Genomic DNA, 881 nt, shown 5'->3' with positions numbered 1-881 from the left:
CGCGCGCCTGACGTTCGTAGACCAGCCGCACGGCGCGGTCACGCAGCTCGGGACTGAACTTCTTGGGCATACTCCGATTCTCCTTGCTGAGACTCGGAACAAAACCCAGGACGCTTCACGCTGGTGGCCTTGGCCAGGGTGGTGGTCAGCCAGGCCATGGTGGTTTGGAGGGCGCGTAGGCGCTTGTTCCAGCCCGATTGGCCCGGAAGGTGGGGGAACATGCCCTGGTAGTGCTTGCGGGCGTAGCGCAGCCAGCGTCGCTCGCTGGTGTGGCCCAGCAGGGCCTGCATCACCGCTAAGGTGATGATCTCTGCGTCGGTGGTTCTTGGGGCGATGCCTACCTTCGGTCGCTGGGGCGCCATTTCGGGGTGGGCTTTGAGCAGGTCATCGGCAGTGACGTACAGTACCGTGGCGAGGGTCTCCAGGTCGGTGTCCATTTTTCTCAGGCTCCAATGCGTGAGGAAACGCTTCTACAGCACCGATCCTGCGAGGCCCTCGCCCCCTCATCCAGCCCCCACGCCGACCCCACCCCCCTTGGAATCAATCATCTGGGTCAAGAAGGCCGAGGTCGACGCGGGCGCCCGGCCGGGAACCACCACATCCGATGCCGAGCGGATCAGGCAGCTGGAAGCCGACAAGCCGTGAGCTGCGCAGGGCGAACGCGTTCCCAAAGGAGTGCGTCAGTTGTTTTTCGCGGCCGGTGCCCGCACCGCCCATCCCGCTGATCTGCGAGTACATCGACTCCCACACGGGGAGGAGCTGCGGGGCCTGTGCCGATCTGTCAGGCGCTGGCTAGTGCCGATGTCAAGATCGCCCCTTCCGCCTACCGGGCCCGCAAGTCCCGTCCCCCATCGGCGAGGAGTAGACGCGATGAGGCCCTG

At 65.3% G+C, this 881-nt stretch carries 2 protein-coding genes; both read right to left on the bottom strand.

The annotated features are described in order from the left end of the window. Positions 1-38: 38 nt before the first annotated feature. Entirely contained in the window at positions 39-437 is a 399-nt protein-coding gene (locus tag B1H55_RS12010; RefSeq protein WP_174977478.1) for a hypothetical protein, read from the bottom strand. A gap of 103 nt (positions 438-540) precedes the next feature. After that, on the bottom strand, positions 541-738 hold the full coding sequence (locus tag B1H55_RS12455; RefSeq protein WP_143221373.1) for a hypothetical protein: 198 nt from the start codon (positions 736-738) through the stop codon (positions 541-543). Between the last annotated feature and the right edge of the window lie 143 nt (positions 739-881).

Origin of the sequence: Actinomyces denticolens (assembly GCF_002072185.1) — a bacterium.
GTDB lineage: Bacteria > Actinomycetota > Actinomycetes > Actinomycetales > Actinomycetaceae > Actinomyces > Actinomyces denticolens.
The sequence above is the reverse complement of the archived record's forward strand: the minus strand, read 5'-3'. Positions and strand labels throughout refer to the sequence as shown.